Genomic DNA, 26,955 nt, shown 5'->3' on the forward strand with positions numbered 1-26,955 from the left:
TCCGGTGACGCGCAGGAGGAACGGGTGGAACGAGGTGCTCGCCCCCTGGCGGCAGCTCGCCGAGATCACATGGTCGGCGCCCCAGGTCGTCGTTCACCGCACGGTCCGCATGGCCACGGGCGGCTGGCCGCCGAACGCGCGGGACCGCCGGGAGTACCGGCGGATGGTCGCGGAGAAGGGCACCGCCTTCACCCGCGCCGCCGTCGCCTCGGCCTGGGCAGTCCCCCGCGCCGCGAGCCTCGTGCTGTCCGAGAGCCTCACCCCGGTCCACCGCACGGTCACCGCCAACCGTCGCCGCCTCTCGCGCCGCTGATCGACACCGTGGACACCGCCGCGCCCCTGCCACGGGTCCTGGTGATCGGGCTCGATCCCTACCGGGTGCCCGGGCCCTGGGACCCCACCCCCGTGGCCGAGGGAATCGCCGCCGGCCTGGCGCGGTTCGCCGATGCCGGGGTCGGGGTCGAGACCTGCCTGTTCGGGCTCGACGGCAGCGACGACGTCGAGGCGGTCGTGACCGAGGCCCTCGACAGGCGGCGGTGGGAGGTGGTGGTCGTCGGCGGAGGAGTCCGCTCGCCCGACCAGCTCGACCTGTTCGAACGGATCATCAACCTCCTCCGTCGGCACGCCCCCGACGCCGCGATCGCCTTCAACAGCACGCCGGCCGACACCTTCGACGCCGCAGCACGCTGGCTGGCCCCACCGGGATGAGTGGGCTCGGCCCTCCGGTCACCGTCCGCCGACCGAGACGAGGCCGTTGATCTCGGCGTCGGGTGTCCGACCGTTGCGGGCACCTGCGAGATCCCACGTCCGTGGTCGGGCTCGTGGTCGTTGCTCGTGGTCGACCCAGGCGGGCGGGATGAATTCGGGGATGCCGTCGCGCAGGCGGACCACCCAGTCCGTGGAGTGGATCTGGCGGTGGTGGGCCTTGCACAGCATGACCGGGTTGCCCAGGGCGGTGGGGCCGCCGTGTTCCCAGGGGATCAGGTGGTGGATTTCGCACCAGGACGGTGGGCGGTCGCAGCCGGGATGGGCGCAGCCGCCGTCGCGGGCGATCACCGCCCGGCGCAGCCCGTCGGGGATCGAGCGGGTGAGCCGGCCGACGTCGAGGGGCTGCCCGGCGCCGTCGAGCACCATCGGTACCACCCCGCAGTCGCAGGCCAGCTGGCGCAGTGCGGTCGGCGAGAGTTGCCCGGCGAACTCCAACATCGCCGCGCGGGCCCGGTTTTCCAGGTCCTCGAGCCGGATCTGCACGGTCAGGGTCGGGCGGCGGCCGCCGACCGCGGGCAGCTCGCCGTGCTCGAGCACCCAGCCGCAGACCTCGGCCAAGGCTTCGGCCTGGCGTTCGGCGGCGGTGCGCTCGTCGTCGGCGGTGAGCGGGGCGGCCTTGGCGTCCAGCACCGTGGCGATCGCCTCGAACAGCGCCGCGTCGTCGTAGCGCCCGACCAGCCGCCCACCGGGCTTGGTGGCGAACCGGGTCAGCCGCAGCTCGTTGATTTGCGGCGGCGGGCCGTCGTCGGGTTCGGGGCCGTCCTCGTCGAGCGCGTCGAGCAGCGCGGTGCCCCACTGCTGCAGCTCCCGCGGGGTGTAGGTGGCGGCGGCCTCGGCCAGCTGGGTCTCCGCGCCGGCCCAGAGCTCCGGGGACAACCGGCCCGCCGCCGGGGAGGCCAACAGCCGCACGATCACCGCGACCTGGGCCAGCGAGGTGTCCCCGGCGGCGAACACGTCGGCCGTGGCCGGCAACCGTGCCGGCAGCGCCGCGCCGGCGAGCCCGACCCGCGGGCAGACCGCCTCGGCCACCGCGACCCGCTGCGCGGCCACCCCGCGGTCGAGCCGCAACAGATCCTGCAGCGCCCGGGCCGGGGAGGCGTAACCGTGCTCAGCAAAGGTGCCCTGACGCGGAGCTGAACTTGAGGTTTGCCGCTCCCCGACCCCACCCCCGCCTGCCAAGGTGGGACGGAGCCGAGGGGGGAGGCACGCATGAGCGCCCACACCTACGACATCACCACCCCCGCTCCCCCGACCCTGGAGGAGGTGTCGGACGGGATCTGGGCCTACGTGCAGCCCGACGGCACGTGGTGGATCAACAACACCGGGTTCGCGGTGGGCCCGCAGGGCGTGGTCGCGGTGGACTCGTGCTCCACCGAGCGGCGCACCCGGGCCTTCGCGGCCGCGATCGCGTCGGTGAGCCCGGCGCCGGTGCGGACGCTGGTCAACACCCACCACCACGGCGACCACACCTGGGGCAACGCGCTGTTCGCCGCCGCGACGATCGTCGCGCACGAGCGCGCCCGCGCGGAGATGATCGCGTTCGGCCCGCCCCGGGACCTGCCGTTCTGGGAGAACCCGGAGTGGGGCTCGCTGCCGCTCGACCCGCCCTTCCTCACCTTCACCGACCGCATCGCGCTGCACCTCGGGGACCTGCGGGCCGAGGTGCTGCATGTCGGGCAACCCGCACACACCACGAACGACTCGTTGGTCTGGTTCCCCGAACGCTCCACGTTGTTCTGCGGCGACCTGGTGTTCAACGGCGGCACGCCGTTCCTGCTCATGGGCTCGGTCGTGGGGGCGATCGACGTGCTGGAGACGGTCGTCGCGCCGCTCGGCGCGGCGACGACGGTCCCGGGCCACGGGCCGGTCTTCCACGACCGCGCGCCGATCGACGCGTCCCTGGACTACCTGCGGTTCGTCCTCGACGTGGCCGAGCGCGGCCGCGCCGCGGGCGTCACACCGTTGCGGGCCGCGCAGGACACCGATCTCGGCCGCTTTGCGGACTGGCCCGACGCCGAGCGCATCGTCGGCAACCTCCACCGCGCCTACGCCGAGCTGGCCGGGGCCGAGCGGGGCGCGCCCATCGACGTCATCGCGGCGCTGGATGACATGGTCGCCTACAACGGCGGACGCCCCCTGACCTGCCGCGCCTGAGACGGTCCGCCGCCCGGTCTGTACATGACGTCATCGTCGACTTACGGTGAGATCGCGGGCCCGGCCGCGATCACGGCCGTGACCTGTGCAGACAGGTTCCGCCTGCCCGCACCTCGACGTCGAGGAGGACCGCCGCGTTGGCCGACACCGCGTCCGGCACCGACCCGTCCGGCACCCTGTCCGACAGCCCCGGAACCGACTGGGAGCGGGTGCTGAACCCGCGGACCGTCGTGATCCTGGGCGCGTCCGGGCGGGCGGACAACCCGATGGCCCGCCCGCTGCGCTGGCTCGCCGAGCGCGGCTTCGCCGGCCGCGTGGTGCCGGTCAACCCGAAGTACGACGAGCTCGCCGGGCTGCCCTGCGCCGCCTCGCTCGCCGACGTCGAGGGCCCGGTCGATCTCGTCCTCGCCATGGTCCCGGCGGCGCGGGCGGCCGGAGCCGTCCGGGACGCCGGCCGGGCGGGAGCGGTCGCGGTGATCGTGTTCGCGTCCGGGTTCGCCGAGGTCGGCCCGGAGGGTGCGGCGCTGCAGGAGGACCTGGTCGCGGCCGCCCGCGAGACGGGCGTGCGCGTGTTCGGCCCGAACTGCCAGGGGATCGTGCACACGCCGAGCCGGCTGTTCGCGAGCTTCTCCGCCGCCGCGGAGCGCCCACTGACCGGGAGCAGCGGCATCGCCTACGTGGGGCAGAGCGGCGCGATCGGCGGGTCCGTCCTCGACCTCGCGGCCGAACGGGGCCTCGACCTCACGACCTGGGTCAGCACCGGCAACCAGGCGGACGTCGACCTCACCGAGATCGGGCGGTACCTGGTGTGCCGGCCCGAGATCTCCGTGCTGGCGGTGTACGTCGAGAACCTCCGCGACGGCGCCGCCTACGCGCGGCTGGCCGAGACGGCCGCGGCCCACGGCACGGCGCTGGTCGTGCTGCGGTCCGGGCGCTCGGCGGCCGGGAAGCGGGCGGCCGTCTCGCACACCGGCGCGATGGTCGGCGACGACACCGCGTTCCGCCTGGTCTCGCGCCGGCACGGCGTCGTCCTGGTCGACGACGTCGAGGAGCTCCTCGCCGCCGCCACCATGCTGCGGGGCCAGCCCCGGCCGACGGGCCGCGGGGTCGCCGCGGTGACGACGTCGGGCGGCGCGGGCATCCTCGCCGCCGACCGGTGCGAGGGCCTCGGGCTTCGGCTGCCCGAGCTCGCCCCGGAGACCCAGGAGAAGCTCGCGCGCCTGGTGCCGGAGTTCGGCGCGCTCGCCAACCCGGTGGACGTGACCGCCCAGCTGTTCAACCGCGGCGACCGCGCCTTCGGCGAGGTCTGCGCGATCGTGTGCGCCGACCCGTCCGTCGACTCGCTGCTGGTCCTGGTCACGATGGTCACCGGGCAGGAGGCGGTCGCCCTGGCCGAGGACCTCGCCGCGGCGATGCGGGGCGGCACCGTGCCGTGCGCGGTCGCCTGGCTCGCCGGGCCGGACCGCACGGCGGAGGCGCGCGCCCTGCTCACCGCGGCCGGCATCCCGGTGTTCGGGTCCGTGGCGGTGGCCTCCCGGGTGCTCGTGGAGCTGGTCCGGGAGCCGGGGCCCGACGCCGTCGCCGCGGTTCCCGCGCCGCCCGGCCCGCTGCCGTCCGACGGCTGGGAGCTGCTCGACGCGATCGGCGTCCCCCGCCCCGAGGGCCGCACCGCCGCCACGGCCGAGGAGGCCGAGCGGATCGCGGGCGAGCTCGGCGGCCCGGTCGTGCTCAAGGCCGAGGGCCCGGCACACAAGTCCGAGGTCGGCGGCGTGCGGGTGGACGTGCCGCCCGCCGAGGTCCGGCAGGTGGCCGCCGAGCTGCTCGGGCTCGGCGGCGCCGTCCTCGTCCAGCGCCGGGCCCCGGCAGGGCTCGAGCTGCTCGTCGGTGCGACGACGGGCGGCGACGGCTGGCCTCCCGTCGTGACCGTCGGGCTCGGCGGGGTGGCCACGGAGATCCACCGGGACCTGGCCACCGCGCTCGCCCCGCTGGATCGCGACGCGGCCCGCGCCCTGCTGCGGGAGTTGCGCAGCTGGCCGCTGCTCGCCGGGCATCGCGGCGCCGAGCCGCCGGCCGTCGACGCGGCCGTCGACGCAATCGTCGCCGTGGCCCGAGCGGCCACGGACCCGACCGTCGCCGAGCTGGAGATCAACCCGCTGATCGTCGGGCGGGACGGCGTGGTGGCGGTCGACGTGCTCGTCCGCCGGACCGAGGAGGAGCGCTGAGATGGGCCGCATCGTGCTGGAGAAGGCCGACGGGGTCGCGACGCTCACCGTCGACTCCCCCGAGGTCCGCAACGGGCTGACTCCCGACATGGGCCGCGAGCTGGTCGCGGCGTGCGAGGAGGTCGACGCCGACCCGGCGATCGGCGCGGCCGTGGTGCGGGGCGCGGGCGGGACCTTCTGCTCCGGCGCGGACCGGCGGCGCTGGCGGCCGGGCGCCGACCAGGCCGAGGACGCCACCTACCGGGACACCGGCGCGGTCTACCAGGCGTTCGTGCGGGTCGGGAAGCTGGCCGTGCCCACGATCGCGGCGGTCCGCGGCGCCGCGGTGGGTGCCGGGATGAACCTCATGCTGGCCACCGACCTGCGGGTGGTCGCCGAGGATGTCCGGCTGCTCGCCGGGTTCCTGCGGATCGGCCTGCACCCCGGCGGCGGGTTCTTCACGCTCGCCGGCCGCACCGCGGGCCGCGAGGCGACGGCCGCGACGGGACTGTTCGGCCAGGAGATCGACGGGCGGCGGGCGGTCGAGATCGGCCTGGCCTGGGCCGCCGTCCCGGACGACGAGGTCGAGGACACCGCCCACCGGCTCGCCGCCGGACCGGCGCAGGACCCGGCGCTGGCCCGCGAGGCCGTCCGCTCCTTCCGCACCGAGCTGGGCCCGCCGGCCATCGGCTGGGACGCCGCTGTCGAGTTCGAGCGGGCCACGCAGATGTGGTCGCAACGCCGCCGCACCAGCAGCTGAGCCGCACCCTCTGCTCCTACAATCCTGCGCATCGTAGGAGCGGGGAGGCGGTGGACCATGACGGCGGAGCCGCCCGCGGACGTTCCCCGCTCCGCGCGCCGGCGCCCGGACCTGCGTCGCCCGCAGAAGGTCCCGCTGATGATCGCGCAGCGGATCGTCGACGACATCACCGGCGACGGCCTCGGGCCCGGCACCCGGCTCGCCGGCGAGCGGGAGATGATGGCCCGCTTCTCCGCCGGCCGCGGGACCTTGCGGGAGGCACTGCGGTTTCTCGAGCTCACGGGCGTGATCACGGTGAAGGCCGGGCCGCGCGGCGGGCCCGTCGTGATGCAGCCCGACGGCACCGATCTCGCCGGCGTCCTCGGCCTGTTCCTGCAGCTGCGGACCGTGTCGTTCCGGTCGGTGATCCAGGTCCGGGAGATCCTCGAGCCGGAGCTGGCCGCGCTGGCCGCCAACGGGACCGACGCAGCCGCGGCCGCCGAGATCGCCGACTCGATCACGGGCATGCGCGCCTTCCTCGACGACGAGGAGAACTTCCTCGCCGAGAACGACCGGTTCCACCTGGCCGTCGCGGCCGCGGCCGGGAACGAGCTGTTCGAGTTGTTGATCTCCTCGTTGCACCTGATCACGGACGGGATGCCGCTCGGGGTGAGCTACCCGCCGCGGCGGCGGGCGGCGGTGCTGGGCGCCCACGAGGCCATCCACGCAGCCCTGCTCGCGCGCGACCCGGACCGCGCCCGCGAGGCGATGCGACGGCACATGGCGGAGTTCCGCCGGTACGTCGAGACCCGGTTCCCGGGCGTGTACGAGCGCCCGGTGCGCTGGCGGGACATCGCGCCCTGAGCGAGCTCACCGGTTGAGCGCCCGGTGGACGGCCCGGGAGCCGCCGATCCAGCCCGGCAGGTGCAGCATCTTGATGCCGGGCCCGCCGGAGACGATCACCTGGACGTCGTCGGGCGAGGCGGCGACCGGGTGCCCGGCCCGCACGCCGCCGCCCTCGTACAGCGCCCGGGCGATCGAGGCGGCCGTCTCCCCCAGCGCGGCCAGCCGCCCCGCGACCTCCGGCGGCAGCACCACGGCCTGCGCGCCCGAGGACATCCGGGTCGGGTCGCCGGCGGCGCGGACCGCGCCGGCCAGGGCGTCGGCGAGCGGGTCGAGGATCTCGGCGACCGTCCCCCCGCCGGCCCGGGGCAGCACCTCGGCGGTCCCGCCGACGGCCAGCACGCTCACCGCGTCGCCGTCGAGCCCCGAGACGCCGCCGAACGGGGTCCGGTGCTCGGGGAGGCAGAAGGTGTAGCGGCCGGGCTGGCCCGTCGTCGCCATGTCCGTCTCGCCCGGGCGTGCGCCGCCGATCCCGGCCAGCGCGAGGGCCACCGCGCGGCCCACGCAGGCGTTCACCCGGTTGCCGGGGCCGAGGACGTTGGTCCCGGGATGGAACCCGAGCCGCTCGACGACCGGGCCACCCACGACGACGCACACCGCGGCCGTGCCCGTGGTCGTCTGGACACCGAGCAGGTTGAACTCCTGCTCCAGGCACGCACGCAGCGCCGCGACCACGACGGGCAGCTCAACGGGCCGGCATCCGGCGAGGACCGCGTAGTAGGCGGCCTTCCTGCTGGTCAGCGCCTCGAAGAGGGGCGGGACCGGGCCGAGCGAGACGTCGTCGCCGCCCATCCCGGCGAGCCGCTCCGCGGTCGGCTCGACGACGGGCAGGCCGTCTCCCGCACCGGAGACGAGCAGCTCCTCGATCTCATCCGGGGACAACGCGCGACACCAGCTCCGTCGCCCCGAACGACGGGATCCACGCGGAGTGCTTGCCTGGTCCACCGGCGACACAGACGTGGAGCTGCCGGAGACCGTCTGAGACGGTGTAGCCGTCCTCCTCGGGCTTGATCCCGGACTCGTCGAACTGCACGTGGTTGCCCTCGGAGATCCGGTCGAACGGGATCCGGGCCCGCTCCCAGAGCCGCTCCCGGATCGTCTCGACGGTCCAGCCGTCCCGGGCGAGGGTGTCCGCGTGCTCGGGGCCGAGGACGAGCAGGTGGGGGCCGCGGACGTAGACGTTGTTGGAGCCGGACTCGGCCATGGTCCCGGCGATCGTCACGAGGATCTCCTCGCCGGTGCGGCTGCCGTGGTCGTTGATGTTGTGCGGCGGCTCGGCGGCCATCACCGAGACCACGGAGTCCCCGGCGGCGAACCCGCGCTGCACGTGCAGGGCCGGGAACGGCGAGTCCGCCTCCGCGAAACAGAACGTGTACTTCGCGGGCGAGCCCTGCGTGGAGCGGTCCATGACACCGGGCGTGGCCCCGCCGACGTTGCGCAGCACGAGCGACAGGGCCCGTCCGACGACGGCGTTCGCCCGGGTCCCCTGCCCGAAGCAGTTCCCACCGGAGTTGAACCCCTGGTCCCGCACCGGGCCGCTGACCAGCACCATCGGTGCGCAGGGATGCGTCGTCGCGAGGGAGCCGTGCAGGTTGTAGTGCGGATCCATCGTGCCGAGCAGCGCCGCGACGACGACCGGCAGGTCCGCGGGCCGGCATCCGGCCATGACGGCGTTGGCGGCGACCGAACGCAGCGTCGGGATCATCCGGGCGGGCGGGAGCGGGGCGAACTCGGGCGGGTCGCCGGGGAACGCGGCCAGCATCGCGTCGACCAGGTCCTCGGTGGGCGGGACGGTGGGCAGCCCGTCGCTCCAGCCCTGCTCCTCGGCGTAGCCGAACCACTCGGCCGGGTCCAGGTCCGGGACGTCGAGCACGTCGGTCACTGGTCCTCCAACTCACGCACCATCCCGGCGTACGCGGCCTCGACCCGGCCGGCGAACTCCTCCGCGTTCAGCCCGCCGACCGGGTGGTCGACCACGATCACGCGCGGCTCGACCTTGCGCGCCTTCGCCTGCGCGCGCACCAGCGGCAGGAACGTCGAGGTGACGATCAGGAACGGGACGACGCCACGGCGCTCCAGTTCCACCGAGTCGTGGAGACTCCACGACGAGCAGCTGCCTCAATCGCCGATGGCGACGATCGCCATCCGGTACTGCGCGGCGAGGTGGTCGAGGGTCTCCTCCGCCGTCGGATGGGCCGCCTGCGGTTTCGAGGCGAACCCGATGTCGCGGAACCCGCGCTCGGCCTCCAGCCGCGCGGCCACCTCGCGGAGCAGCTCGGTGGCACCGGGCTTGGAGTTCGAGAGCAGGCAGAGCGCGTCCGCCGGGATGCCGTCGTGGGCGACGGGGGCGACGTCCGTGTCGCCGGGGAGACCGAAGGTGGGGTCGACGATCTTCACGAGTCCTCCAGGAAGTCGACGGCGGCGAGGCCGGCGCGCAGGCCGTCCGCCGCCGCGGCGACGAGGTAGGGAGCGGTGCCGGCGACGTCCCCGGCGGCGAACAGGCCCGGGGTGTCGGAGACCAGCCCGGTGCGGGGCTCGGCACCGGTGTAGACGAACACCCCGCCCGCCTCCAGCTCGGTGCCGTCCGCCAGCGCCAGGCCGGTCACCCGATCCTCGCCGAGCACCGCGCGCACGGTCCCCCGCCGGACCTGGATCCCGTCCGGCGCGGCGGACCACTGCGGCTCGCCCGGCGCCACGATCGTGACCTGCGAGGCGAACGCGGTGAGCTCGCGGGCCTCGTGGGCCGCCCACTCGTCGTCGCCGACGACCACGACCGGCTTCCCGGCGTACAGCGGCCCGTCGCAGGTGGCGCAGGTGGCGACCCCGCGCCCGGTCCAGTCCCCCGGCACGTCCAGCCGGCCGTCCGTGAGCCCGGTCGCGACCACCACCGCCCGCGCGGTCGCGTCCCCCTCCTCCGTGGCCAGCGTGAACCCGGGACACAGCGCCGTGACCTCGCCGTACGCGATCTCGACGCCGGCGCCCATGGCCTCCTCGAGCAGGGCGCTCATCAGGTCCGGCCCGGTCGTCTTCACGCCGGGGTAGCCGACGACCTCGCCGATGTTGACGAGCCGCCCGCCGGGCGACAGCGCGTCCCACGCGCAGACCCGCAGCCCGCGCCCGGCGGCCGTCCGCGCTGCCGTCAGGCCCGCGATCCCCGCCCCGACGACGGCGACGTCCCAGCTCGAGTCCCAGCTCATGTCCCGATCCGCCGGCTCACCGGCACCCCCTGTACGTGGTTCTGGACGTAACCGCGGGACTGGTTGCGGCCCTCGTTGCCCGCCAGCACGATCGCGATGTCCTCGGCCCGAGGACACATCGGCACGAGCCGCTCGGGATCGTCCCCGGCGTAGCGCTGGTCCAGCTCGCCCCGCTCGACCAGGGACGACACCCGGAAGCTCGTGGACCCGACGGCCCACGCGCACCGCTCCAGCTCCTTCACGGAGATCAGCATGTGCTCGGCGAGGTACCGGCGCAGCGCGGGCTTGTCGTAGCCGTGGCGGGCGAGCGCCGCGGCGATGGACGGGCCGAGCACCAGCAGCGGGTGCCAGGCCCCGAACTCCATGCCCGTGTAGGACCACGGCCCCATCGCGTTGCCGAACACCAGCGCGAGCGGCTCCAGGTGGTCGTCGACCGCGTCCCCGCCCGTGTAGATCGGCGCGCTCACCGTGAGGCAGCTGCGCACCGACACCACCGAGTCCTCCGCCGCGAACCCGAGGTCCTCCCGGTGCGACGGCCACCCGAGCTCGCGCACGGCGTCGTCGTTCTCGGCCAGCACCACGTGGAAGGAGGCGCCGATCGCGCCCTGGTCGGTGTGCTCGGGCGGGATCCGCAGCCCGGCGAGATTGCGCAGGTAGAGCCGCAGGAACCGGCCCACGGAGGTGTTGGCGCGGTTCCCCACGCGCAGCACGCCGGTACGCGAATTGAACCCCAGCCGCTCGACGACGGGTCCGGACAGGACGATCAACGACTCCCACCCGGGCGTCGAGCCGGCGTCCTGGACCCGGAACTCCGGCGCGGCCACGCACTCGACGATCCCGAGCAGGACGGGCATGTACTCGGGCCGGCACCCGGCCATCACGCCGTTGACCGCGACGGACCAGACGGTGGCCTCGCGCAGGTCCGGCGGGAGCACACCGAGCACCTCCTCCGGGTCCCTGCGGGTGTGCCGCAGGAACTCCTCCACCCGCTCGACGGTGGGCGGGACGATCGGCAGCCCGTCCGTCCAGCCCCGCTCGTCGAAGGCCTCCAGGACGGTGTCGAGGTCCCCGCGCACGACGACCTCCCGCGGGCCGGGCTCGACGTCCGACGCGGTGTCCTCGGCGGAGTACGTCCTGGTCAGGGCGTCGACGACGGCGGGCGCCACGATCTCGCGCATCTTCCCGAGGAACACGTCCGTCTCGTCGGTGAGGATGACTCCCGGGTAGCTGACGATCGGCACGTGCGGGATGCCCAGGGACCTCCCGATCGCCCGGCCCATCGGCTCGAACCCGGATCCGCCGATCGCGACGGCCGGGACCCCGGCCCGCTCGGCGGCGGCTGCGGCCCGCATCACGGCAGGCATGCAGGAGCCTCAAGCACCGACGGCGGCGACGACCAGGTCCACCCGGTGCGCCCGCAGCAGCTCGGGCAGCTCGCCGAGGACCCGCTTCTCCTCGGCCGCGGAGGCGTGGAAGTTGCCGAAGGTCTCCCACCCGACGAACTCGACGTGACCGTGCCGCTCGCGCGCGAGCTCGCTGATCACGTCGAACATCTCGGGGCCGCGGAACAGCTCGTCCCACAGGTAGGCCACCCGCCGCCCGCCCAGCTCGGTCGGCCGCTCACCCGCCTCGACGGCGTCCAGCACCTTGCGGCCCAACGGCCATACAGCCTCGAACACTCAGTCCTCCGCCGTGATCTCCCGTCCCGCCCGGTCCTTGAGGAAGAACGCGGACAGGAACACCAGCGCCGCGCCGAAGCCCGCGATGGACACGGCGATGCCGTACCCCGAGCCCGCCGCGACGATCCCGCCGATCAAGGTCCCGACCCCGGAGAGCCCGCGCCCGACGTTGTACGCCGCGGCCGAGCCCAGCGACCGGATCCGGGTGGGGAACAGCTCCCCGAACCACACCCCGAAGATGCCGAAGTAGCCCAGGAACAGGCTGGTCAGCAGGTACATCCAGGTGAACGCCCCGAGCCCGCTGCCGGACACGGCGAGCCCGAACATCACCAGGAACACCACGGCCTGCAGCCCGGAGAACACCAGGAACACGGGGCGCCGGCCGAGCTTGTCCGAGAGCCAGCCCGCCAGGACGAACCCGACGAACGAGATGGCCGAGGCGAGATAGAGCACGAGGCTCGCCGCGTTCGCGTCGAACCCGAGGTCGCTCTTGAGCAGCGACGGCATCCACGTGGTCGCCGTGTACGGCACCCACTGCGCGCCGAAGGCCGCGACCAGGCCGACCAGCACGATCGGCAGGCTGTCCTTCATGAACAGCTGGCGCCAGCTCGACCGCCGCGCCACCGCGGCGACGTCCGACGACAGCTCGCCGGCCGCCTTGCGCCGCTGCAGCTCGGTCCACTGCTTCGACTCCGGCGTCGCGTACCGCACCCAGACGCAGGCCAGGGCGGGCAGCACGCCGATGAGGAAGGCGTAACGCCAGTCCGGAAGGGTCTGCGCCGCGAGGATCGCCAGCGCGTAGGCGGGCCAGAGCGAGGACTGCACGAGCCCGCCGCCCAGCCCGCGGCGCTTCGGCGACCACGCCTCGTTGAGCCAGGCGAACCCGACGGCCCACTCGCCGCCGGTCCCGACGCCGGTGAAGAACCGCAGCACCATGAACACCCAGAAGTTCGGGGCGAAGAACACGAGGCCGGTGGCGATCGAGTAGATGAGGATCGACCAGATCAGCGTCCGGCGGCGGCCGAACCGGTCCCCGAGGTACCCGAACGCGAGCCCGCCGACCGCGGACCCGATGAGCTGCACCAGGATCGCGACGCTGAACGTGCCCGGCCCGATCCCGTACGCCGCCATGATCGGCGCCGCCAGCAGGGACGGGAGCATGAAGTCGAAGTACTCCATGCCCCAGCCGAGGCACGCGGCGGTGAGGACCCGGCGCCGCTCTCCCGGTGTGTAGGAGAGCGAGCCGGTGGCGGCGGAGCGTGCCTGGCCGGTCGTCATTGGGCCACCCCCTGGGGCCGGCCGGGCGTCCCTGCCCGGCCTACTGGCGTGTCCGCACCGTAACAATCATAGGAGCGAAGCGGAACGCTCCGACGGCCCTCAGTGGATGTGCGACCCGCCGTTGACGTCGTAGGTGGCGCCGGTGATGTAGCCGGACTCCGGGCGGCAGAGGTAGGTGATCAGATCCGCGACGTCGGCGACCCGGCCGTTGCGCCCCACCGGGATCCCGGAGAGCAGCGCCTCCTTGCGCTCGCCCTCGAGCGCCCCGCCGGTGATGTCGGTGTCGATCAGCCCGGGGGCCACGCTGTTGACGGTCACGCCGTGCGGGCCGAGCTCGCGGGCCAGGGCGCGGGCGAACCCGAGCTGGGCGGCCTTGGCGGCGGAGTACGCGACGCCGCCGAACACCCCGCCCCCGCGCTCGGCGGACACCGAGGACAGGAACACGACCCGGCCGAAGCCGCGCTCGGCCATCCCGGGCGCGAGTCGGCGGGTGATGTTGTAGGCGCCGCGGACGTTCACGGCGAAGATGCGGTCCCACTCGGCGCCGTCGACGTCGAGGAACCGGGTGGGCGAGGTGATGCCGGCGTTGTTGACCACGGCCCCGACCGGCGGGGCGTCCGCGGTGAGGGTGTCGACGGCGGTGGCGACCGAGGTCTCGTCGGTCACGTCGCAGGCCAGGCCGAACGCCTGGACCGGGTGGGCGCCGACGATCTCGTCGGCGGTGGCCTTGGCGGCGGCCTCGTCGAGGTCGAGGACGGCGACGTTCCAGCCGGCGGCGGCGAGGGCGTGGGCGGTGGCGCGGCCGATGCCACGCTTCGACGCGGCCCCGGTGACGACGGCGGTGTACTCGGACACGGACACTGGGTTCTCCTGGAGAGGTCGGCTCAGAGGGCGGCCTTGACCCGCGCGCAGAGCGCGTCGGTCGACAGGCCGTAGCGGTCGTGGAGGGTGGGCAGGGCACCGGCCGCGAGGAACTCGTCCGGCAGGGCGGCGGGCCGGATCCGGGTGGCGATCCCGGCGAACGCGGCGGTGGCGGCGACGGCCTCGGACAGCCCCCCGACCACGGTGTGGTTCTCCGCGGTGATGACGAGCCGGTCGGTGCGCAGCTCCCGCAGGATCGTCGCGGTGTCCAGCGGCTTGATCGTCGGGACGTGCAGCACGGCGGCGTCGACGTGGTCGGCCTCGAGCCGGGCCGCGGCCTGCAGGGTCCGCATGGTCATCAGTCCGGTGGAGACGAACAGGACGTCCCGGCCGGGGCGCACCAGCGCGGCCTTGCCGAGCTCGAAGCGGTAGTCGTACTCGTCGAGCACGGAGGGGACCTTGCCGCGCAGCAGCCGCAGGTAGGTCGGTCCGGCGTGGTCGGCGAGCTGCGGCACGGCCTGCTCGATGTCGACCGAGTCGCAGGGGTCGACGATCGTGAGGTTCGGGCAGGCGCGCAGGATCGCGAGGTCCTCGGTGGCCTGGTGGCTGGGCCCGTAGCCGGTGGTCAGGCCGGGCAGCGCGCCCACGACGTTGACGTTCAGGCCGGGCTCGGCGATGTCCAGGCAGAGGAAGTCGTACGCCCGGCGGGTCGCGAACACCGAGTAGGTCGAGGCGAACGGGACGAGCCCGACCTCGGCCAGCCCCGCGGCCGCGCCGAGCATCGCCTGCTCGGCCATGCCCATCTGGAAGAACCGGTCCGGGTTCGCGTCCCGGAACACGTGCATGTCGGTGTACTTCGCCAGGTCCGCCGACAGCCCGACGATCTCGGGGCGCTCCTCGGCGAGCCGGTTCAGGGCGTGCCCGAACGGCGCGGGCGAGGTCCGCTGACCTGGGTCGGCGAACGAGGCGATCATCGCCGAGGTGGTCAGGCGCTTCGTCGCAGGGGCGGTCATCGCCGAGCCTCCGGAGCTGCATCGAGAGCGGAGTGGGCCGCCTGCCATTCGTGCTCGGCGACCGGCATGAAGTGGGCCTTCTCCCGGCTCTCGAGGAACGGGACCCCGCGCCCGGTCCGGGTGTCGCAGATCAGCACGGACGGACCGGCTCCGGGCTGCAGGGCGTGGTCGCGGATCTCGTCCAGGGCGTCGAGCAGGGCGCCGACGTCGTTGCCGTCGACGCGCACGGCGTGCCAGCCGAAGGCCCGCCACTTCTCGGTCACCGGCTCGGTCTTCAGGACGCCGGGCGTCGGCCCGTCGGCCTGCAGGCCGTTGACGTCGACGACCGCGGTGACGTTGGCCAGCCCGTGGTGGGCGCAGGCCATCGCGGCCTCCCAGGTGGAGCCCTCGTCGAGCTCGCCGTCGGAGAGCAGGTTGATCACCCGGGCCGGGTTGCCGCGGTGCCGCAGGCCCAGGCCCATCCCGCAGGCCACGCCGAGGCCGTGGCCCAGCGAGCCGCCGGAGATCTCCATACCGGGGGTGTAGGAGGCCATCCCGGACATCGGCAGCCGGGAGTCGTCCGAGCCGTAGGTCTCGATCTCGGCGAGCGGGATCGTGCCCGCCTCGGCCAGCGCCGCGTAGAGCGCGATCGCGTAGTGCCCGATGGACAGCAGGAACCGGTCGCGGCCGTCCCACTCCGGGTCCTCGGGGCGCAGCCGCAGCTCGCCGTCGCCCCGGGCGTAGAAGGCCGCGAGTACGTCGGCGACGCCGAGGGCCTGGCCGATGTAGCCCTGCCCCTGCACCTCCCCCATCGTCAGGGCGTGGTGGCGGATCCGGGCCGCGGCCGCCTCCAGCCGGGCGATCTTCGCCGCCCGTGCCGTGGTCGGGAGCTCGGTGGTCGTCATCGGGTCTCCTTCGTGGACGCCGTGGTGGTCAGCCGGGGGGCGGGCGGGTCGACGGGCGGCCGGGCGAGAGACCGCTCGAGGGCAGCGACCTCGGCGCGCTCGGTGCGGCCCCAGGTCTCGCGGGTCAGCAGGGTCGCGACCAGGCCGAGCACGCCGTAGGCGCTGAACAGCAGGGCCGGGCCGACCCAGCCGGTGCGGGCGAACAGGGCGGTGGCGATCAGCGGGGTGAACCCGGAGACGACGGCCGAGAGCTGGTAGGCCAGCGACGCGCCGCTGGTGCGGGTGCGGGCGCTGAACAGCTCGGAGAACCAGGCGCCCTGGACGCCGGCGAGGCAGTTCTGGCAGACGGCGTAGCTGACGACGAAGGCCAACACGATCGCCACGGCCTGCCCGGTGTTGAGCAGCAGGAACAACGGGACGCCCCACGCCACCGAGAGCACGGTGCCGATCAGGTAGACGGGGCGGCGGCCGATCCGGTCGGTGAGCGCACCCCACGCCACGGTCGCGGCGATGCCCAGGCCGGCGGCGAGCATGAGCGCGAACAGGGTCGTCGAGCGCGCGGCCAGCTCCTCGCTCGCCAGGTACGACAGCACGAAGGTGACCGAGATGGCGTAGCCGGCGGTCTCGGTGATCCGCAGGCAGAAGGCGCGCAGGACGTTGCGCCAGTCGTCGCGCAGCACCTCGAGCAGCGGGTTCTTCGCGACCTCGCCCTCGGACCGGAGGTTCTCGAACTCCGGCGACTCCTCGACCTTCAGCCGGATCACGATGCCGACGACGATCAGCACCGCGGACAGCAGGAACGGCACCCGCCACGCCCACTGCTCACCCAGGGGCACCGACAGCAGGAACGCGGCGTTCGCCAGCAGCAGCCCGACCGGGAACCCGGCCTGCGTGATGCCGGTGTAGAGCCCCCGCTTGCGCCACGGCGCGTGCTCGAAGGTCATCAGGATCGCGCCGCCCCACTCGGCGCCGAAGGCCAGGCCCTGCACCACCCGGACGGCGACGAGCAGGATCCCCGCCCACACGCCGACCTGCGCGTACGTGGGCAGCACCCCGATGAGGACGGTCGCGACGCCCATCAGCAGCAGGGAGCCGACCAGCACCGGCTTGCGGCCGATCCGGTCGCCGAGGTGCCCGCCGATGATGCCGCCCAGCGGGCGCACCGCGAAGCCGATGCCCAGCGTCGCGAAGGACAGCAGGGTCCCCGAGAGCGGGTCGGTCGACGGGAAGAAGACGTGGTTGAAGTACAGGGCCGCGGCCGTGCCGAAGCCGATGAAGTCGTAGGTCTCGATCGTCGCCCCGATCGACGAGCCGAGGGCGACCCGCTTGCGGGCCGGCGTGCCCAGCACCGCGGGCGCGTGTTCTCCAGACATGTGATCTCCGCTGATCCGTCGTCGGCCGAGTCGTCCCGGACTCTGTCTCGACAGTCCGACTGTTAACACTCGGCAGTGGTAGGAAAACCATGCGGGCTCGCGGCCCCACTGTCAACAGTCGGACAGAACTTTCCCGAAGACGGACGAGCGGAAGGTCAGCGGGCGGGAGTGCTCGTGAAGTGGTCGGCGGCCGCGGCCATGTGCTCCTCCACCACGGCCAGCGCGCCCGGGAGGTCACCCCGCTCGATCGCCTCGATGATCGGCGCGTGCCGGCCCGGCGTCATCATCGCCGGCGCCTCCTCCGGGTCCCGGTTCATGATCGTGACCCGGATCCGGCCCTCCAGGTGCCGCCAGGACTCGACCAGCATCGGGTTGCCGGACAGCTCGCAGAGCCGCACGTGGAAGCCCAGGTCGGCCTCCACCTTCGCCGCGAAGTCCTCCCCCGCGCCGGCGAGCTCGTCGATCGCCGCGCGCAACGCGGCCACCGCCGCCGAGCGGTCCGGCCGCGCGATGATCTCCGTGACGGCCAGCCCCTCGAGCGCGGCCCGCACCCGGAACAGGCCCCGGATCTCCTCGGCGGACAGGGTGTTCACGCGGAGCATCCCGCGGTTGCCCGCGGTCACCAGGCCCTCCTGCTGGAGGTGCCGCAACGCCTCGCGCACGGTCCCCCGGCTCACCCCGAGCCGGCCCGCGAGCTCGACCTCGCCCAGGTGGTCCCCCGGCCGGTACGCGCCGGAGGTGATCGCCGAGCGCAGCGCCCTCAACACGCGCTCCCGCAACGTGCTGCGGTCGATGTTCGGCAACGGCTCGACGGACACGGGACTCCCTCCGACTGTCGACAGACTACCTGCCGACAACGCCGGATCCGGTGCGCGACCCGTGCGACTCACCCACGGCGGGCGGTGCCGATCCGCCTCGTTGCGCCGACGGTCGACCCCAGCACGCCCCGCCGGGGTGGTCGAGGTGCAGGAGTGGCCGATGTCCGCGGTGGACGACCTGAGTGAGCTCGTCGAGCGCGCGGGGGCGGCGGAACGGGCCGCGCTCTCGTCGAAGTGGAAGGAGCGTCCGGAGGTCGACGCCCTGAGGTCGAGAGTCCGGCGGGTTCTCGCCGAACACCGGGTGGCCGAGCGGCGGTCGACCGGGGGCGACGGGCTCGACCCCAGGCGGGCGGCCCTGCGCGAGGCGTTCCTGGAGGGCTCCGACCTGGACGGCCCCGGCCCCCACGTCGACAGCACCGACCTCGACGGCACCGACTCACCTGCGGACGTGTCGTCCGAGAGCGCGGGACCCGTCTCCCACGACGACGCCGCCCGGGCCGAACGCGACGCGGTCGCCGCGGTGGGCGTAGCGCGGCTGGCCCTGCTCGAGGCCCACCTCGCCGTCCTCGACGCCCGGCTCGCCCGCATCGACGCCGGCGAGGACGAGCCCGGCGCCGCGGCCGTCGACGGGCACCTCCCGTTGCAGGGGCGCAACGCGGTCAGCCGGCACGGGCCCGCGCTGGCCCACGGCCTGCGCGGGGAGATCGCCTACATCCTGCGTCGCCGCCCGCGCACCGCGGTCAAGAGCCTGGCGGTGAGCCTGGCCCTGGGTCTGCTCTACCTCGGCTTCATCCGCGTCTTCGAGTGGGACAGGGACCAGAGGTGGTTGCCCTACCTGGGGCTCTGGGTGATCTCGGTGATGCTGGGCGGGGCGGTGTGCATCAACGCGATGTGCTTCGACGCCCTGCGGGTCCGGGCCGCCCTCGAGGGCGGCTCCCGGCTCTGGCACCTGCTGGTGATCAAGAACCTCGCCGTCGCGGCGCTCATCGCCCCGATCGGGTTCCTGCTCAGCGGCCTGCTCGCCTGGCGGGCCGGTGACGCCGGCGCGATCGTCAAGGCCTGCGCGCTGGTCGTCTGCTTCATCCTGCTCTGGCTCGGCGTCGGCAACGTCCTGTCGGTACTGCTGCCGGTGCGCGACGAGCCGATCCGGAGACGCAAGCAGTCCGGAAGCCTCAAGCAGTTCGCCATCGCGTTCGTGGTCGCCTATGCGATCGGCTACCTGGTCAACCTGATGCTGCTGTGGCGCATCCTCGCCGCACAGGGGCTGGCCCAGCGGCTCGGTGGGTGGGTGATCCCGATCCTGCTCATCGTGCTGAGCAGCCTCGCCATGTGGTTCCTGCTGACCGTCTTCGCGGTCGCCCTGTCCCAGCAGCCGAAGATCCGCCGCGCCCTGCTGCGGGAGATCGCCGAGCAGACCGCGAACGCCGAGGTCCGGCCCGCGGCCGACGCCCGTCAGGCGGCCTGAGCACATCCCGGGAACCGGGTGGGCGCGCTAGCGTTGCTCAACCCCGCACCACCCACCCGAGGAGCAGGAGCCGGTGACCACCACCACCGAACTGCAGACCCGGCTCGTCGACCGGCTCGCCTGGTCCCGCGACGCCTCGCACTTCGCACTCGTCCCGCAGGCCGTGGCGGTGCCCGCCGACGCGGCCGCCGTCGGCTCGTTGTTCGCCGACGCGGCGCTGACCGGCGTCCCGCTGACCTTCCGGTCGGGCGGCACGAGCCTGTCCGGGCAGGCCGGGACCGAGGGGATCCTCGTCGACACCCGCCGGCACTTCCGCGGCATCGAGGTGCTCGACGACGGCGCCCGGGTGCGCACTGGGCCCGGCGCCACCGTCCGCCAGGTCAACGCCCGGCTCGTCCCCTACGGCCGCAAGATCGGCCCGGACCCGGCGAGCGAGTCCGCCTGCACCCTCGGCGGGGTCGTGGCCAACAACTCCAGCGGCATGGCCTGCGGCACCACGGCCAACAGCTACGCCACCCTGGACTCGCTGGTCCTGGTGCTGCCGTCGGGCACCGTCCTGGACACCGCCGCACCCGACGCCGACGACCGGCTGCGCGCCCTCGAACCCGAGCTGCACGCGGGGCTGGCCCGGCTCCGCGACCGGGTCCGGGACGACCCGGCCCTGCGCGCCCGCGTCGAGCAGCAGTTCTCGATGAAGAACACCATGGGCTACGGGCTGAACTCGCTGCTCGACCACACCCGTCCGGCGGACGTGCTGGCCCATCTCGTGGTGGGCAGCGAGGGCACGCTGGCGTTCATCGCGTCGATCGTGCTGCGCACCGTGCCGCTGCTCCCGCACGCCCGCACCGGGCTGCTGGTCTTCTCGGACCTCGCCGGCGCGACGGGCGCGCTGCCGGAGATCGTCGCCACCGGGGCGACCACCGTCGAACTGCTCGACGCGACCTCGCTGCGGGTCGGGCAGACCGACCCCCGGGCGGACACGGCGCTGCGGGCGCTGGAGGTCGACCGGCACGCGGCGCTGCTCGTGGAGTACCAGGCCGCGACCGCGCAGGAGGCCGACGAGCTGGCCGGCGCCGCGACCGGCGTGCTCGGCACGCTGCCGGTGTCCGGGCCGCGCACCCTGGCCGCCGACCCGGCCGCGCGGGCCGCGCTGTGGCACATCCGCAAGGGCCTCTACGCCACCGTCGCGGGCGCCCGCCCGACCGGCACCACGGCGCTGCTGGAGGACGTGGTCGTCCCGGTGCCGGCGCTGCTGCCCACGTGCGAGGCGCTGAGCCGGCTGTTCGACAAGCACGAGTACGACCACGCCGTGATCTTCGGACACGCCAAGGACGGCAACATCCACTTCATGCTGACCGAGCGGCTCGGCGGCGACGTCCCGCTGGACCGCTTCGCCCGGTTCACCGACGACATGGTCGACCTGGTCCTCGGGCACGGCGGCTCGCTCAAGGCCGAGCACGGCACCGGCCGGATGATGGCCCCGTTCGTCCGCCGGCAGTACGGCGACGAGCTCTACCAGGTGATGCGCGAGATCAAGCGGCTGTGCGACCCGCGCGGCGTGCTCAACCCGGGCGTGCTGATCGACGAGGACCCCGAGGGGCACCTGCGGCACCTCAAGAGCGCCCCGGCCGTCGAGCAGGAGGTCGACCGCTGCGTGGAGTGCGGGTTCTGCGAGCCCGTGTGCCCGAGCCGGGACCTGACGACCACCCCGCGGCAGCGGATCGTGCTGCGCCGCGAGATGCAGCGGGCCCGCGAGACCGGCGACACGGCGCTCCTGGCCGAGCTGGAGCGGGACTACGAGTACGACGGCATCGACACCTGTGCCGCGGACGGGATGTGCCAGACGGCCTGTCCCGTCCTGATCAACACCGGTGACCTGGTGAAACGGCTGCGAGCGGAGCAGGTGGGCCCGCTCGCGCAGCGGGGCTGGGTCGTCGCGGCGAAGCACTGGGCGGGCACGACCCGCGCCGCGGCCACCGCCCTGACCGCCGCCGACGCCCTCCCGGACCGGCTCGTCGCCGGCACGACCGCACTCGGCCGGCGGGTGGTCGACCCGGAGGTCCTGCCCGCCTGGTCCCCCGAGCTGCCCCGCGGCGGCAGGCCCCGGTCCGACACGGCCCGCCCGGACGCGGACGCCGTGCTGTTCGCCTCCTGCACCGGCACCATGTTCGGCCCCGCCGGCGGCGGACGTTCCGGGGAGCAGGGCGCCGCCGCGGCGTTCGAGCGGCTCTGCGCCCGCGCCGGGGTCGTGCTCACCCGGCCCGCCGGGGTCGCCTCGCTGTGCTGCGGCACGCCGTGGAAGTCGAAGGGCCTCACCGACGGGTACGCCGTGATGGCCCGCCGGGTGCTGCCGGCGCTGTGGGAGGCGACCCGCGGCGGCGAGCTGCCCGTCGTCGGCGACGCGTCCTCCTGCACCGAGGGCCTCCGCGGTCTGGTCGCCGACGCCGGGGACGAGCGGTACTCCGCGATCCGGGTGGTCGACGCCGTCGCCTTCACCGCCGAGCGGCTGCTCCGCCGGCTGACGATCACCCCGCTCGAGTCGCTCGCCCTGCACCCCACCTGCTCGGCGGTCCGGATGGGCCTCGACGGCCCGCTGCGCACGGTCGCCGCGGCCGTCGCCCGCTCGGTCACGGTCCCCGCCACCTGGGGCTGCTGCGGCTTCGCAGGCGACCGCGGGCTGCTCCACCCGGAGCTGACGGCCGCCGCCACCGCACCGCAGGCCGCCGAGCTCGCCGGCCGGACGTTCGACGCCCACGCCTCCTGCAACCGGACCTGCGAGCTCGGGATGACCCGCGCCACCGGACGGCCCTACGAGCACGTGCTGGAGGTGCTCGACCGGGTCAGCGCGGGGCCGGGTCCAGCAGGGCCATGAGCCGCTCCCCCGCCGCCTCCGGCAACCGGCGCCGGCTGCGGAGGTGGCGGAAGACGGGCGCGAGGAGGTCGTCGGCGAGCAGCGCCGCCCGCGGCAGCGGCTGCGCGACCGGGCGCACGACGACGGCCGCGTGCCAGCCGCCGTCCGCGCGGGGCTCGGCGTCGGCGGTGAACTCGACGAGCGCGACGACGCCCCCGCCGGGCCCGGTCTGGTAGACCGCCGCCCGCTCCCCGGCGCGGGTGGACCGCAGGCAGCACGGCGCGGCGGGTGGGTCGCTCAGCTCGTCGGCGTTCCACAGCAGGACGGAGCTCGGGAGGGCGGTGTGCACCCCGGAGTGCTACCCGCGCGGCCGCTCGAGATCCTCCTTCAGCGCGTCCAACCGGTCCCGCCACCAGGCCTTGACCTTCTCCGCCGCGGCGGCGTCGGGCAGCCGGGAGTGCTCGACGGCGACGACGCAGCGGCCCGGGTCCTTGGCGTCGATCGTGATCGCGACCCGTCCGCCGGGCTCGTCGACATGGTCGAAGCGCGCCCGCCGCGGCCGCGTGGCGGTGCGCTCCCGCAGCTCGGCGCCCAGCCACGCGCCGCGCCGCTCCTCGGTGACGACGGCGTCGAACACCGCCTCGACCGGCACGGCGACCGTGCGGGAGGCCGTGACCGTGAAGCCGTCGTCCTTCTGCCCGACGACCTTGCCGCCGCGGGCCCGCTCGTAGCTGGTGGTGACGGCCTGCGCGGCCCACACCAGCGGCGCGATGCCGAGCAGGTCCGCCACGAACCGGGAGATCTCGCGGTGCCGGCGCCCGGCCATGCCCTCGGCGTCGAGCAGGTCGAACCACTCCTCCCAGCCGCGGCCGGTGCGCTCCCGGATCGCGGCGTCGGAGGTGACCAGGACCGGGGCGGGGCCGGGCTCCGGGGCGGCCAGCAGCCTCGCGCGGGCGGCGGTGTAGCTCTCCCCGGTCTTCGCCATGCGGGCCCGCACGAGCCTCTTGAAGGAACGGTGCTCGGTCATCTCGCGTCCTCTCCGCGGCGGCGACCCACGATCCACGCTCGTGCGATCCCCGCCGGAGAAGGCGTGGTGCGACCGGCACCCCGAGGGCCCGCGCCCCCTTTGCCCCCGCTGCGCCGGTGGCGTGGACACCGGATCCGGGGGTTGGGCGCAGGACGGCGCCCCTGACGGGGACGCTAGCAGGGGCCGGGACACGGAGGGAAGGACCGGGCGGCGTCGGCGAAGCGGCGGGAGAGCTATCCGAAGGCCGCCCTCAGCTCTGCCGGCCCGACGACCGCGACCTCGGCGTCGAACCGGCCGATACCGGCCGCCAGTCCCACCCACGACCACGCCCCGAGGACGAGCCGGCAGCCGCGCGGGCATCACCCGGCGGACGGTGGTCAGGGCGCGGGCGGCGGCCTCGCCGATCCCGGCGCCCGAGGTGGCCGCGGTCCGCAGCGCACGGCGAGGGCGACGGCCTGGTCGTCGTCGAACAGCAGGGGTGGCAGGTCGGCGCCCGGAGCGAGCCGGTACCCCCGTCCGGGCCCCTTGATCGCCCGGACCGGGTAGCCGAGCTCCCGGAGCCGGTCGACGTCCCGGCGCCCGGTGCACGGGCTGACCTGCAGCCGCTCGGCGAGCAGCGACCCCGGCCGGTCCCGCCGCGCCTGCAGGAGGGAGAGCAGCGACAGCAGTCTCGCCGAGGTGTGACGCACGGCCCCGATGATGCCCCGAGTAGAGGCCGGTACCTGACCTCTTCTGTCGGGAGGCTGGGCGCATACCCACCGAGAGGACACACCGTGACCGAGGAGACCCTCACCCTCGACCCCGAGCGCACCGCCCTCCTCGCGGAGCTCGCCACCGCCCGCGCCGCCCTGGTCACGACCACCCGCGACCTGACCGACGAGCAGGCCGGCGCGCGCCCCACCGCCAGTGCGCTGTGCCTGGGCGGGTTGATCAAGCACGTCGCGTCCGTCGGGGAGGGATGGATGCGGTTCGTGGTCGAGGGTCCGTCGGCCATGACCTACGACCTGCCCGAGGCGCCGTGGAACGAGCCCGGCGGGGTGCGCAGCGCGCGCCAGGTGCTGGTGCACGTGATCGCCGAGACCGCCCAGCACACCGGGCACGCGGACATCCTCCGCGAGTCGATCGACGGCCGCACCGCGAGCTGACACCACTGTGCCCGTGACCCGCCTCGGCGCCCGTGCGCCCAACCGCGCGACGCTCGCCCGCCAGCTCCTGCTCGACCGGGCGGATCTCCCGGTCCTCGCGGCCGTCGAGCACCTGTGTGGCCTGCAGGCCCAGGAGCCGCAGGAGCCGTTCGCCGGGCTGTGGTCGCGGCTACCGGCGTTCGACCCGGAGGTGCTGTCGGGCCTGCTCGTCGACCGGCGGGTCGTCCGGACCACGTTGATGCGGCGCACCATCCATCTCGTCACCGCGGAGGACGCTCTGGCCTGGCGGGCCCGGCACGACGCGATGCTCCGGCAGCGGATGCTCGGGGTGTACCGCCGCGACCTCGACGGGGTGGACCTCGACGACGTCGCGACGGCCGCCGCGGAGGTGATGGCCGACGGCACGCCGCGCACCATGCCGGAGCTGGGGCGCGTACTGGCCGAGCGCTGGCCGACGGCCGGGCCGCGACCGCTCGGCGAGGCCGCGGTGGCCGCGCTGGTCCCGATGGTGCAGCTCCCGCCCCGCGGGCTGTGGCGACGGACCGCCGGCGCGCAGAACCTCCCGATGGCAGCCTGGCTCGGCCGCGACTGCGACCCGCCCGCCCCGGACGGCACCGACCCCGTCGGGCAGGCCCTGGTCCGTCGCTACCTCGCCGCGTTCGGCCCGGCCGCCACCGCGGACCTGCGCGCCTGGTCCGGGCTCGCCGGGCTGCCCGGCGCGGTGGCCGCGGTCCGGGAGGAGCTCGTCGCCTTCCGGGACCAGCGCGGCCGTGAGCTGCTGGACCTGCCCGACGCGCCGCGCCCCGACCCCGACGCCCCGGCCCCGGTGCGGTTCCTCCCGGCCTTCGACAACGCGCTGCTGGGCTACGACGACCGCAGCCGCATCGTCGACGCGGACCACCGCGGCCTGTCCGTGGCCGGCGAGCGCGCCGTCCTCGTCGACGGCCGCGTCGCCGCCCTGTGGACCGTCGACGACGGCACGGTGACCGTCACTCCCCTGCGGCGGTTCTCGCGGGCCGACCGGGCCGCGGTCGCGGAGGAGGGACGGGCGCTGGCTGGCTTCCTGTCCGCGGGCGGACACCACCGGGTGCGGGTGGCGGCCTCGCCCCGGTGATCCGTGCTCAGTAGGCGCGGCCGAGCAGCACGGTGTGCCGGGCGGGCTGCCCGGTGACCAGGCAGGTCGGGGCCGGCGGCTCGGCGTCGACCAGGCAGCGGATCGTGGCGCCGCTCCGCTCGCCGAGCACCCGCTCCGACTCCTCGTCACCGGACCAGGCTGCGAGGAACAGCCCGCCCTCCCCGACCCGCGCCGCGAACTCGTCGAGGTCGGTGACCGGGTGGGTGTGCTCCTCGCGGAACGTGCGCGACGCGGCGAGCAGCCCCTCCTGGATCTCGTCGAGCAGAGCGGCAGCGGCCCGCGCCGCGCCGTCGAGAGGGGCCGAGGTCTTGCTGCGGTCGTCGCGGCGCACCAGGGTGGCCCGCCCCGACGCGAGCTCCCGCGCACCCAGCTCGATCCGGACCGGGACGCCCTTCAGCTCCCAGCCGACCGAGCGGCGCCCGAACGACGTGTGGGTGCGGGCGTCGAGGTGCGCGCGGACGCCCGCGCCGCGCAGCTCCGCCTCGAGACGCGCGGCCACCGCGGCGACCTCGGCCTCCTCGTCGAGCTGCAGGACCACCACCTGGTGCGGCGCGATCGCCGGGGGCAGCCGCAGCCCGTGGTCGTCGCCGTGGACCATGATCACCCCGCCGATCATGCGGGTCGACGTGCCCCAGGACGTGGTGGCGGCGTGCCGGTGCTCCCCCTCGGCGTCGGAGAACCGGATGTCGAAGGCGCGGGCGAAGTTGTGGCCCAGGTCGTGGCTGGTCCCCATCTGCAAGGCCTTGCCGTCGCGCATCAGCGCCTCGCAGGTGTAGGTGTGCTCGGCCCCGGCGAACCGCTCGCCCGGCGACTTCTCGCCGGTCACCACGGAGATCGCGAGCGTCTCCTCCATGAACCGCCGGTAGACCTCGAGCATGCGCCGGGTCTCCTCGACCGCCTCCTCGCGGGTGGCGTGCGCGGTGTGCCCCTCCTGCCACAGGAACTCGGTGGTGCGCAGGAACAGTCGTGGGCGCAGCTCCCAGCGCACCACGCTGTTCCAGAGGTTGAGCATCAGCGGCAGGTCCCGGTGGGACTGCACCCACCGGGCGAAGTAGTGGTTGACGACCGTCTCGGACGTCGGGCGCACCGCCAGCGGCTCGGCGAGCTCCTCCCCGCCGCCGTGGGTGACCACGGCCAGCTCCGGTGAGAAGCCGTCGACGTGCTCCTGCTCCTTCTCGAGGAAGCTCATCGGGATGAACATCGGGAACGCGGCGTTCACGGCACCGGTCGCCTTGATCCGCCGGTCCATGTCGGCCTGCACGAGCTCCCAGATCGCGTAGCCCCACGGTCGGACGACCATGCTCCCGCGCACCGGGCCGGTCTCGGCCAGTTCGGCACGAGCGACGACGTCCTGGTACCAGGCGGGGAAGTTCGCCGCCTGCGGGGTGAGCACTGCCTTGGCCACGGTCCGGTCTTCCGCTGCGGGTGTGCCTGGGGCACACCGGGAATCATGAGCTGACAGCG

General features: G+C 74.5%; 25 protein-coding genes and 1 pseudogene. 10 read left to right on the forward strand and 16 right to left on the reverse strand.

From position 1 onward, the window contains the following. Positions 1 to 4 precede the first annotated feature (4 nt). Positions 5 to 313 carry a hypothetical protein gene (locus tag ACQP04_RS21900; protein ID WP_433502428.1) on the forward strand — a complete coding sequence of 103 codons (309 nt, stop codon included), beginning with the start codon at positions 5 to 7 and terminating at the stop codon, positions 311 to 313. Between the two features lie 8 nt (positions 314 to 321). Next, positions 322 to 708, forward strand: a complete 387-nt coding sequence (locus ACQP04_RS21905) for a hypothetical protein (protein ID WP_433502429.1) — start codon at positions 322 to 324, stop codon at positions 706 to 708. 18 nt (positions 709 to 726) lie between these two features. On the opposite strand, the gene ACQP04_RS21910 is transcribed toward ACQP04_RS21905, so the two are convergent. Further along, complete coding sequence (locus ACQP04_RS21910) at positions 727 to 1,989, reverse strand: DUF222 domain-containing protein (protein ID WP_433502430.1); 1,263 nt, start codon at positions 1,987 to 1,989, stop codon at positions 727 to 729. Between ACQP04_RS21910 and ACQP04_RS21915 the strand changes: the two genes are divergently transcribed. The 4 genes from ACQP04_RS21915 (at position 1,978) to ACQP04_RS21930 (ending at position 6,726) form a co-directional block, all read left to right on the forward strand. Further along, complete coding sequence (locus ACQP04_RS21915) at positions 1,978 to 2,922, forward strand: MBL fold metallo-hydrolase (RefSeq protein WP_433502431.1); 945 nt, start codon at positions 1,978 to 1,980, stop codon at positions 2,920 to 2,922. The genes ACQP04_RS21910 and ACQP04_RS21915 overlap by 12 nt on opposite strands. Positions 2,923 to 3,059: 137 nt before the next feature. After that, positions 3,060 to 5,144: an acetate--CoA ligase family protein gene (locus tag ACQP04_RS21920; protein ID WP_433502432.1), complete on the forward strand. Its 2,085-nt coding sequence runs from the start codon at positions 3,060 to 3,062 to the stop codon at positions 5,142 to 5,144. Position 5,145: 1 nt separating this feature from the next. Beyond that, positions 5,146 to 5,883 carry an enoyl-CoA hydratase-related protein gene (locus ACQP04_RS21925; protein WP_433502433.1) on the forward strand — a complete coding sequence of 246 codons (738 nt, stop codon included), beginning with the start codon at positions 5,146 to 5,148 and terminating at the stop codon, positions 5,881 to 5,883. Positions 5,884 to 5,940: 57 nt separating this feature from the next. Beyond that, positions 5,941 to 6,726 (forward strand): FadR/GntR family transcriptional regulator, encoded by a 786-nt coding sequence (locus ACQP04_RS21930; protein WP_433502434.1) that lies wholly within the window; start codon positions 5,941 to 5,943, stop codon positions 6,724 to 6,726. A 6-nt stretch (positions 6,727 to 6,732) separates the two neighbouring features. On the opposite strand, the gene ACQP04_RS21935 is transcribed toward ACQP04_RS21930, so the two are convergent. The 11 genes from ACQP04_RS21935 to ACQP04_RS21985 all read right to left on the reverse strand — a co-directional run bounded on the left by ACQP04_RS21935 (position 6,733) and on the right by ACQP04_RS21985 (position 17,868). Further along, positions 6,733 to 7,647, reverse strand: coding sequence for a hypothetical protein (locus ACQP04_RS21935; RefSeq protein ID WP_433502435.1), 915 nt, complete (start codon positions 7,645 to 7,647; stop codon positions 6,733 to 6,735). Next, positions 7,634 to 8,647: a hypothetical protein gene (locus tag ACQP04_RS21940; protein ID WP_433502436.1), complete on the reverse strand. Its 1,014-nt coding sequence runs from the start codon at positions 8,645 to 8,647 to the stop codon at positions 7,634 to 7,636. The genes ACQP04_RS21935 and ACQP04_RS21940 overlap by 14 nt, the downstream gene beginning before the upstream one ends. Continuing rightward, positions 8,644 to 9,162 (reverse strand): UGSC family (seleno)protein, encoded by a 519-nt coding sequence (locus ACQP04_RS21945; protein WP_433502437.1) that lies wholly within the window; start codon positions 9,160 to 9,162, stop codon positions 8,644 to 8,646. The genes ACQP04_RS21940 and ACQP04_RS21945 overlap by 4 nt, the downstream gene beginning before the upstream one ends. Then, positions 9,159 to 9,962, reverse strand: a complete 804-nt coding sequence (locus ACQP04_RS21950) for an NAD(P)/FAD-dependent oxidoreductase (RefSeq protein WP_433502438.1) — start codon at positions 9,960 to 9,962, stop codon at positions 9,159 to 9,161. Before ACQP04_RS21950 ends, ACQP04_RS21945 begins: the two co-directional genes overlap by 4 nt. Further along, entirely contained in the window at positions 9,959 to 11,641 is a 1,683-nt protein-coding gene (locus ACQP04_RS21955; RefSeq protein WP_433502439.1) for a UGSC family (seleno)protein, read from the reverse strand. The genes ACQP04_RS21950 and ACQP04_RS21955 overlap by 4 nt, the downstream gene beginning before the upstream one ends. Next, positions 11,642 to 12,919 (reverse strand): MFS transporter, encoded by a 1,278-nt coding sequence (locus tag ACQP04_RS21960; protein WP_433502440.1) that lies wholly within the window; start codon positions 12,917 to 12,919, stop codon positions 11,642 to 11,644. A gap of 99 nt (positions 12,920 to 13,018) precedes the next feature. Then, positions 13,019 to 13,780: an SDR family NAD(P)-dependent oxidoreductase gene (locus ACQP04_RS21965; RefSeq protein ID WP_433502441.1), complete on the reverse strand. Its 762-nt coding sequence runs from the start codon at positions 13,778 to 13,780 to the stop codon at positions 13,019 to 13,021. Between the two features lie 23 nt (positions 13,781 to 13,803). Continuing rightward, positions 13,804 to 14,793, reverse strand: a complete 990-nt coding sequence (locus ACQP04_RS21970) for a transketolase family protein (RefSeq protein ID WP_433502442.1) — start codon at positions 14,791 to 14,793, stop codon at positions 13,804 to 13,806. Then, positions 14,790 to 15,677: a transketolase gene (locus tag ACQP04_RS21975; RefSeq protein ID WP_433502443.1), complete on the reverse strand. Its 888-nt coding sequence runs from the start codon at positions 15,675 to 15,677 to the stop codon at positions 14,790 to 14,792. Before ACQP04_RS21975 ends, ACQP04_RS21970 begins: the two co-directional genes overlap by 4 nt. Next, positions 15,674 to 17,050 carry an MFS transporter gene (locus ACQP04_RS21980; protein WP_433502444.1) on the reverse strand — a complete coding sequence of 459 codons (1,377 nt, stop codon included), beginning with the start codon at positions 17,048 to 17,050 and terminating at the stop codon, positions 15,674 to 15,676. The genes ACQP04_RS21975 and ACQP04_RS21980 overlap by 4 nt, the downstream gene beginning before the upstream one ends. 155 nt (positions 17,051 to 17,205) lie before the next feature. After that, positions 17,206 to 17,868, reverse strand: coding sequence for a GntR family transcriptional regulator (locus ACQP04_RS21985; RefSeq protein WP_433502445.1), 663 nt, complete (start codon positions 17,866 to 17,868; stop codon positions 17,206 to 17,208). A gap of 160 nt (positions 17,869 to 18,028) precedes the next feature. On the opposite strand from ACQP04_RS21985, the gene ACQP04_RS21990 reads away from it, so the two are divergent. Together ACQP04_RS21990 and ACQP04_RS21995 are read left to right on the forward strand one after the other, a co-directional pair. Further along, positions 18,029 to 19,333 (forward strand): hypothetical protein, encoded by a 1,305-nt coding sequence (locus tag ACQP04_RS21990; protein WP_433502446.1) that lies wholly within the window; start codon positions 18,029 to 18,031, stop codon positions 19,331 to 19,333. Positions 19,334 to 19,406: 73 nt separating this feature from the next. Then, positions 19,407 to 22,205: an FAD-binding and (Fe-S)-binding domain-containing protein gene (locus ACQP04_RS21995; RefSeq protein WP_433502447.1), complete on the forward strand. Its 2,799-nt coding sequence runs from the start codon at positions 19,407 to 19,409 to the stop codon at positions 22,203 to 22,205. On the opposite strand, the gene ACQP04_RS22000 is transcribed toward ACQP04_RS21995, so the two are convergent. The 3 genes and pseudogenes from ACQP04_RS22000 to ACQP04_RS22010 form a co-directional block, all read right to left on the reverse strand. Continuing rightward, the gene (locus ACQP04_RS22000) at positions 22,174 to 22,533 is read right to left on the reverse strand and encodes a hypothetical protein (protein WP_433502448.1); all 360 of its coding nucleotides are present in this window, start codon (positions 22,531 to 22,533) and stop codon (positions 22,174 to 22,176) included. The two genes, ACQP04_RS21995 and ACQP04_RS22000, sit on opposite strands and share 32 nt — an antisense overlap. A 9-nt stretch (positions 22,534 to 22,542) precedes the next feature. Further along, on the reverse strand, positions 22,543 to 23,211 hold the full coding sequence (locus ACQP04_RS22005; RefSeq protein ID WP_433508517.1) for a hypothetical protein: 669 nt from the start codon (positions 23,209 to 23,211) through the stop codon (positions 22,543 to 22,545). A 336-nt stretch (positions 23,212 to 23,547) separates the two neighbouring features. Then, positions 23,548 to 23,900: pseudogene (locus tag ACQP04_RS22010) on the reverse strand (helix-turn-helix transcriptional regulator); the annotation flags it as partial. A gap of 84 nt (positions 23,901 to 23,984) precedes the next feature. Here ACQP04_RS22010 and ACQP04_RS22015 point away from each other — a divergent pair. Then, positions 23,985 to 24,356, forward strand: coding sequence for a DUF664 domain-containing protein (locus ACQP04_RS22015; protein WP_433502449.1), 372 nt, complete (start codon positions 23,985 to 23,987; stop codon positions 24,354 to 24,356). 13 nt (positions 24,357 to 24,369) lie between these two features. Next, entirely contained in the window at positions 24,370 to 25,470 is a 1,101-nt protein-coding gene (locus ACQP04_RS22020; protein WP_433502450.1) for a winged helix DNA-binding domain-containing protein, read from the forward strand. A 7-nt stretch (positions 25,471 to 25,477) separates the two neighbouring features. Here ACQP04_RS22020 and proS read toward each other — a convergent pair whose 3' ends face one another. Continuing rightward, on the reverse strand, positions 25,478 to 26,896 hold the full coding sequence (gene proS / locus ACQP04_RS22025) for a proline--tRNA ligase (RefSeq protein WP_433502451.1): 1,419 nt from the start codon (positions 26,894 to 26,896) through the stop codon (positions 25,478 to 25,480). Positions 26,897 to 26,955 lie beyond the last annotated feature (59 nt).

Source organism: Pseudonocardia halophobica (genome assembly GCF_050948485.1).
GTDB lineage: Bacteria > Actinomycetota > Actinomycetes > Mycobacteriales > Pseudonocardiaceae > Pseudonocardia > Pseudonocardia halophobica.

Excerpts from the sequence above, each read along its gene's own strand:
- ACQP04_RS21915 (WP_433502431.1), top strand. The coding sequence starts at position 1,978 with ATGAGCGCCCACACCTACGACATCACCACCCCCGCTCCCCCGACCCTG.
- ACQP04_RS21925 (WP_433502433.1), top strand. The coding sequence starts at position 5,146 with ATGGGCCGCATCGTGCTGGAGAAGGCCGACGGGGTCGCGACGCTCACC.
- ACQP04_RS21930 (WP_433502434.1), top strand. The coding sequence starts at position 5,941 with ATGACGGCGGAGCCGCCCGCGGACGTTCCCCGCTCCGCGCGCCGGCGC.
- ACQP04_RS21950 (WP_433502438.1), bottom strand. The coding sequence starts at position 9,962 with ATGAGCTGGGACTCGAGCTGGGACGTCGCCGTCGTCGGGGCGGGGATC.
- ACQP04_RS21960 (WP_433502440.1), bottom strand. The coding sequence starts at position 12,919 with ATGACGACCGGCCAGGCACGCTCCGCCGCCACCGGCTCGCTCTCCTAC.
- ACQP04_RS21970 (WP_433502442.1), bottom strand. The coding sequence starts at position 14,793 with ATGACCGCCCCTGCGACGAAGCGCCTGACCACCTCGGCGATGATCGCC.
- ACQP04_RS21975 (WP_433502443.1), bottom strand. The coding sequence starts at position 15,677 with ATGACGACCACCGAGCTCCCGACCACGGCACGGGCGGCGAAGATCGCC.
- ACQP04_RS21980 (WP_433502444.1), bottom strand. The coding sequence starts at position 17,050 with ATGTCTGGAGAACACGCGCCCGCGGTGCTGGGCACGCCGGCCCGCAAG.
- ACQP04_RS21990 (WP_433502446.1), top strand. The coding sequence starts at position 18,029 with ATGTCCGCGGTGGACGACCTGAGTGAGCTCGTCGAGCGCGCGGGGGCG.
- ACQP04_RS22005 (WP_433508517.1), bottom strand. The coding sequence starts at position 23,211 with ATGACCGAGCACCGTTCCTTCAAGAGGCTCGTGCGGGCCCGCATGGCG.